The 6,670-nt window shown below is 33.0% G+C and carries 9 protein-coding genes; all 9 read left to right on the plus strand.

From position 1 onward, the window contains the following. Nucleotides 1-316: 316 nt before the first annotated feature. The 9 genes from FT993_RS08350 to FT993_RS08390 all read left to right on the plus strand — a co-directional run bounded on the left by FT993_RS08350 (nt 317) and on the right by FT993_RS08390 (nt 6,415). The gene (locus tag FT993_RS08350) at nt 317-757 is read left to right on the plus strand and encodes a 4-fold beta flower protein (protein WP_147862097.1); all 441 of its coding nucleotides are present in this window, start codon (nt 317-319) and stop codon (nt 755-757) included. Nucleotides 758-781: 24 nt separating this feature from the next. Beyond that, entirely contained in the window at nt 782-1,198 is a 417-nt protein-coding gene (locus FT993_RS08355; RefSeq protein WP_147862098.1) for a lipocalin family protein, read from the plus strand. Between the two features lie 7 nt (nt 1,199-1,205). Continuing rightward, nucleotides 1,206-3,176, plus strand: coding sequence for a hypothetical protein (locus tag FT993_RS08360; RefSeq protein ID WP_147862099.1), 1,971 nt, complete (start codon nt 1,206-1,208; stop codon nt 3,174-3,176). Then, complete coding sequence (locus FT993_RS08365; RefSeq protein WP_147862100.1) at nt 3,142-3,615, plus strand: hypothetical protein; 474 nt, start codon at nt 3,142-3,144, stop codon at nt 3,613-3,615. Before FT993_RS08360 ends, FT993_RS08365 begins: the two co-directional genes overlap by 35 nt. 7 nt (nt 3,616-3,622) lie before the next feature. Beyond that, nucleotides 3,623-4,099, plus strand: coding sequence for a reprolysin-like metallopeptidase (locus FT993_RS08370; protein ID WP_147862101.1), 477 nt, complete (start codon nt 3,623-3,625; stop codon nt 4,097-4,099). Further along, a complete protein-coding gene (locus FT993_RS08375; RefSeq protein ID WP_147862102.1) occupies nt 4,090-4,656 on the plus strand; it encodes a hypothetical protein in 567 nt (188 codons plus the stop codon). The genes FT993_RS08370 and FT993_RS08375 overlap by 10 nt, the downstream gene beginning before the upstream one ends. A gap of 78 nt (nt 4,657-4,734) precedes the next feature. Further along, nucleotides 4,735-4,995, plus strand: a complete 261-nt coding sequence (locus FT993_RS08380; protein ID WP_147862103.1) for a hypothetical protein — start codon at nt 4,735-4,737, stop codon at nt 4,993-4,995. Nucleotides 4,996-5,217: 222 nt separating this feature from the next. Beyond that, nucleotides 5,218-5,637 carry a lipocalin family protein gene (locus FT993_RS08385; RefSeq protein ID WP_147862104.1) on the plus strand — a complete coding sequence of 140 codons (420 nt, stop codon included), beginning with the start codon at nt 5,218-5,220 and terminating at the stop codon, nt 5,635-5,637. 322 nt (nt 5,638-5,959) lie between these two features. Continuing rightward, the gene (locus FT993_RS08390; protein WP_147862105.1) at nt 5,960-6,415 is read left to right on the plus strand and encodes a hypothetical protein; all 456 of its coding nucleotides are present in this window, start codon (nt 5,960-5,962) and stop codon (nt 6,413-6,415) included. The last annotated feature ends 255 nt before the right edge of the window (nt 6,416-6,670 follow it).

Below are 6,670 nucleotides of genomic sequence, written 5' to 3' on the forward strand. Positions count from 1 at the left end.
TCCTCGATAAATTTCATAAAAATCAGAAAAATATTATTTTTAAGAGCATTAATTGGTAGTTTTGAGACTGACTGCCGTTGTGGGTAATGGTAAGAGAAAGACGGTAAAAACAAAAAACACGTTCATTCTAAACACTTCTCAACAAAATTCAAAAAAGGAATGAATTTTGATGACCTAAACCTCAAATTACGGTGAAAAACATATTGACATTTATGCTAAAAACAGTTTGTACAACTTCTCTGATTGTATTTTTATTCTCAACCAACGCAATTGCACAACCCGGCAATTTTTCTAATCAATTTAAGTAGTACAAAAGATGAAACGATTATTGCTTTTTTCTTTGATGATACTAAGCGTATCCACGCTGTCCGCCCAGCAAATATCCCTTTTTGACAAGGACAGGGAAGCCCGTGCGTATATAGACTATGACAAAAATGCCACCCTTTTTATGTGGGACGGAACACCGGTTGCTTATATTGAAAAAAAGGGTAAGAGCCTTTGTATTTTTGGTTTTGACGGTGATTTTTTTGGTTGGTATGAAGACGGTGTGGTGTATGACAAAAAAGGCTATGTGGTTGGAGCAAGAGAAGGAGCATCTAGTATGATTCCACATACAAAAACCGAAAGAATCAAAGGCATACAAAGAACAATCCCGACACGTCGGATTGTTACCTCTTTTACGATGACCAAACCTATTTTTAAAAGACAATGGAGTAATACTTCTCTAACGGAATTGTTGTACTTCGGAAGAAAATGAATAATAACCCTTTAAATATTTTAAATGATGGAAACCCTAAAACAAGTATTTTTTATAGCCGTATTGGCAATAGTTACCGTAGGCTGTGGTAGTGATGACGATAATAACGGTTCGCAGACCGTAGAGCAAATGTTGATGTCGGGGAAATGGTATCAAGAAAAGCGTAATGGCTTTGACATTACTCCTTGTGAAAAAAAATCTTTTATACACTTTTTTGACGGCAACAAGATTGAAGAAGTTGAATTTTATGTAGGATCTTCTAATTGTGATATAGCCCGCTCCGACAACGGTACGTTTGTACTTATTGGTGATTCTGTTATTGATGTTAATTATGAAAATGATGGCTTTTCCGGTCAATTTCATATAGAATCTATTACTCCTAGTGAACTAGTCTTAGAAATGTATGGCTCGCTAATTACTTTCGACAAAACGGAAGGCTAAATGAATTATGACCGAGGCAGCATACAACAGATTGGTTATAAAAAACCGGGAGCATAAGGTTTTTAACAGCGATTGGGAAATTTATTACTCCATCGACTTTGCCGATACGCTGTTGCCGGAAATCCCTTTGTACAGGGGCAGAGGCTTGTGGACGTTTGACGGTGCTGAACTTTTTGACGGATTGCAAAAAACAGCAAGGCGGGTTTTGGATATAGACGGCAGCGGCACCTTGATAAACCTCATTGCCTACACCTATCCCAAAGACGTAAAAGCATCGGTAAGAAAGCAGTTTGTACAAGCCGGGGAGTCGGAGGTATGTATCTTTGCCGAAGTGGCACAGGATGACAGTATCGAACTTAGTTTTACCCTGGGCAAACGGTTTAAAGATTACTTAAAAAACCTTGCAGCAGAGGGCATAGAAGCTCCAAGCCCAGCAGATGTCGAAAGCCAAACCTACCCCACCACCATAGCCGATTTCAAAGCGGTTTTTGGTAATCATTTGGTACACGAGGATTTGATGCGGTTTGTATTGGAAACGATTGGGGTAAATATTCAAGAAAAGGAAAATATAGAGATTAAGATACAAAGTATAAAACTTCAAACCTCTGAACGAGTTGGATATATAAAAAAAGAAGGTAATGATGAAACTGAAAGAAAAATCATTTTCAATTTTGAAGTTTTACACAGCTCTTTTGAAGGTTTTACTTTTTCCGTTTACAAAAACAGGGATAAAATATATGAAGAGAACCATTTACAACCCATTATAATTTCATCAAATCCGGAGAGCAAACCTATAGAAGATGATGAAAGCTACTATGAGCCCGGGGTATATCAAATCATATGGGATTGTTCACAAGAAGATGTTTTTGAAACAGAAAGAAATCAAAAATTAACTTTTTTATTACAGATTAAAAGTAGTAAAGAGAACGAGTATAAAGCTACAAAATCTTTATCAATACGTGAGTTGGTTGAAAATGCTGAGATAAATAACTACCTATACATAATTGCTCCTGAAAAACAAGAAAAGGATAAAGACAGTTATATAAAGATTTATGGAGATGAAATTATTAATCGACAGAAGCAGTTTTTGAGTAAAATTCCCAAAAAGGTATATGATAAACTATCAAAAAAAGGGAAACTTATTTTAAACCTTCCTGTCATATTGACAAAGTTGAATTTTTTACACGGAGCTTTGTGTCAAATACATTGGCTCGAAGGAACAGGGGAATCAATACAATTTCCCTATGAGTTTTTTATAAGCGAAAAGCGTGTTGAAAATATTGATAAAAAGAATTTAGAGGCATATTTCAACCATGTCCAGTATTTGTCTGTTGAGAACCTAGGATATACTCCCAGCAATCCCGACGGGTTAAATTTGTTTCTATTTAATGAAAGTATTCCAAGTGTAAAAAGATCTCTTGATTTGTTCAACTATAATCTTAGTAACAGAACCAACAATGGAGAAATAGGAGATTATGAAAATTTAGCTACAAGACTTGATGAGGAAGTTGTTACTAAAGAAAATTATTTTCAATCTTTTTCAATTGGTTCTGCTTTTGGGGATACTGATGATATTGGCACTGCTCTTGGGAGATATTCTCAACGTTGTTATTTTGTAGGCGTTTTATGGAAAAATGAGTCTTTAGACAGATGGATTTTAAGCATTGAACAGGTTGGTAGTCGATTTTTTGATGACTTCAGTTTTAATGACCGCTATCTGTTTGGGTTGAGAAGCCAAGACTTGGGGTATTGGGATAATAATATTGAAAAACCTTCTCTACCAAGAAAGCACCCTTTTAGAGGCGGAATTTTACTTCAAAATTCTGACTTTTTAGACCTAAAAAAGATCCTAAATCCTGAACCAAACAAGGGTAAAAAGCTGATTATCACTGATAATGCCTGTAGAGACTTTGCTGTTTATTCTGAAATAAAACGAATTGCAGATGAATTTATTAAAAAAGATATTCTTATACTATAAAGATATTATTTTTTTATTGATCTTGGTTTTTTTCCTGTTTCTTTCTCCTGTCGGCAGTTTTGGATGGAAAATTGTGAATATCAATTGTATTGGATGTGGTCATACTCCAAGTGTTTTTTCAGATATTTACAATGGGGCAGAGTCTTTTTTGGAAATTATTTTTGATTTAATTTATGTTTTTTCAATTATTTTATTACTTGTTTTCCCCTTATTGATAGCATTTGTATATATTGTTAGAATCAACAATTTTAAAAAAGGATCCGATGATTATATTGCTGTAAAACTTATTTTAATGACGATTTTTAGTGTTATATATTTTTTTATAATTTCTATTTTGTATCATTTTCCTACAATGGTTTATTTAATTTTTCCAACAGGTTTGACATTTATAATATACTTAATTTTGGTATTTAAAATTGAGAAAAGATTAAAAAAATAACAGCACAATGCTCATTGCTCACGAAATAGGTCATAATTTTAACCTGCGCCACCCTTTTGATAACCACGAAGGCGAGGGCGATTTAAAATTACAACAAGGACAAACCCTAGAAAATATTATGGGTTACCTGCCCGATGCAGAAAAAACCTACAAGTCTTTTATTACTTATCAGTGGGAGAAGATGAGAACATATTTACACACTAACAAAAATAATGCTAAGGAGTTAAATTTTGAGACATATCACGTACCAAGAAATTGGAGAAGTTTAAAAGACTTTAGTAATAGAGATATTTCTTCCAATTTATCAAAGTTCTGCCAAAATAGTCTTGAAGGAATATTAGGGAATAGAATGCTTGATTATAATGACACTCCTACACTTTATGCTGAAATATCTTCAATCTTTGAGAATGATAAATTTCAAGATAATATTATAGGGTATTTTATCGAATCTATTATCCGCCAAATTAACCAATTATGCGATTGATATTTATTTTTATGCTAACAAACTCTTTCATAAATGCTCAAGATACTTTGGAGTATAGAAATTATATTGACTATGAAAGGAGAGACCCTCTCGCAACGGCTAAAAATACTATTATAACCAGAGATGGAAACTTCTTACCAGATGGTTTGTATTGTTTTACAGGGTATAAAAAAGATTTTGAACTTTTGTTGAAAACAAATGAGTCCGTTTGGAGTAGAGCTGATATAAAGATTAACGGCAAAAGTAAATTGTACTTGGTTGGTGAGATAAAAGACTTCATTAAAGTAGGTGTTTGGACACTTAAATTTAAAAACAATTACTCAAGTAAACACAATCCTATTATACCTTCAGAAGTGTGGGTAGAAAACTATTTGTATGCCATAGGAGCTAAAGAAGCACGATATAAATTTTTTAACAACGATATGAATTGTAAAATCCAATCCTATAGTTTAGGTCAAAGAACACTTTGTAGAGATGCAGTTAATAATGTTTATTTTTCTGAAACTTATGCACCACTTTATTTCGGAGAGACTGATGTCTTATCCTATGAGAGATGAGTTGGGTGTGGATACTATGTAAAATATGAAGAAGATAAAAAAAAGGGGAGGAAGAATAAACGAAAAACGCATTCTTTATTGATAAATGATGATGTCTCCATAGATGCAAGAAGACAAGGAGATACAATCAAGACCCAATTTGAAGTAAAAATCCGACAAGTACCCGATATCTATGTGTCATTGCATATTACTGAAGTTATAAGAGACAACAAGTTGGTTTACTTTAACATAGATGAACAAAGAAACCTGCCTGAAAAAAAAGAGAACGAATTTAAAGGGTATAATTTTTATCCGGAAATTATGTATAACCTAGCACCTTGCTGGGAGTTGGGTAGATAAGGCGGTATAAATTATAAAACAATGCAAATACACTAAACCTAAAACAAGCCCAAACCCAAGAAAACTATATGGACTACGACATCCCCAAACGCAAAAGCTTTTGGGACTGGCAGTGAAAGATATGCAAAAATGTAAAACTACTTTTAAAAATTGAGATAATTTATTTTATGAGACTGTCCATAAAAACATTATTCATTAACCCCCTATAAAACCCAAAAAAATATGAAAACTCTAAAACAATTAATTTTAATAATCGTATTAGCAAGCCTTACCTTTGCTTGCAGTAGTGATGATGATAACAGTAGTGCACAAACAGTAAAGCAGATGTTGATGTCCGGAAAATGGTATTTGGAGAAAGTAGATGAAAATGACGTAACACCCTGTGAAAAAACAACTTTTATTCATTTTTACGATGAAAACAATTTTTCATATGCGCGCTATTATAGTTTTAATGATATTGACTGTGTCATAGTTGATAGTAAATCAGGGGCATTTGAGTTAATAAACGATACAATTATCAAAGTGATTTATTCAGAAACATCAGAAACCGTTGAATATGAAATCATCTCCATTTCAAATAGCGAATTCATATTAAGAATGGACGATAATCATGTTTACAATTTTGATAAAACAGAAGGTTGAGACAGAAATAATTATTAATTAATCAAACAAAGTCACAAAAGTCACAAGCACATTTGCAATTTCCACTACAAAACCCAACGCTCAAAATTGCAAAAGAGCTTGCTCGTTTAGAACTAAAAAGAAAGTAAATTACTATGAAAACCAAGCAGAACGCGGGAAACCCAGTGCATAACACGGGCTATAAAAAATAGCTGCTAAGTGGTTAAGTCAGTAGGTTTTGTATGTCTATAAACACAATAACTACTCGAAAAATATAGCGTGTATTTCCACGCTACTTTTCATAGCCCACAACCGTTAGCAAACAGCTGTAAAAATAAATCACTTGGAGATAATTGAAAAACTATATATTCAAATCAGACTGATAGCTAAAAGTCGGGAATTTCTTGAATTGAGATATATAAATCATTTGGAATTGATTTATCCATTGCAAAATTTAGAGTATGTAGAATGGGAAAAATTGAATACAATTATTCCTAATCTTACTCAAGATGAACTTCAAGTTGTTGCGGATTCAATAATGGAAATAAATGACAATAAAAAATCGAATTACGATACGACCTCAATTTATGCGCACATATTTACTGTTTCGGAGGATTTAGTTGCTGAATATATGCTAGAAAATTTTGATTTTATTGACAATGATATGCCAAAAAGAATAGAGTTAATTGATGAAATTGCAAATAGATTGAAAAATCTGGAAGGAAAAACAATGGTGCATACGGATTTTTCATCCCAATATATATTAATAAATAAACTGTACGATAAAGCCGTTTGCTAACAACGTATATTAGCAATTGTGGTTCTGTGTCCTGCGGACACAAACGCTTACGCGTCAAAGTCAGTTCTTTTTATTATCTTTAATTCCAAATTCCCACAACTGACAAATATACAAGACCGTCAGACTGTCTCAAAACCATGCCATCATTACAGTCTTTTTTTAAGGATATATTTTTAATTTTTTTTATCTTTAAAAATGGAATATCAACAAGGAGAAGACCGGGAGCAATTAACTTTATACAGCACTTGTTTAGAC

Origin of the sequence: Mesonia sp. HuA40, from assembly GCF_008017835.1 — a bacterium.
Taxonomy (GTDB): Bacteria; Bacteroidota; Bacteroidia; order Flavobacteriales; family Flavobacteriaceae; genus Mesonia.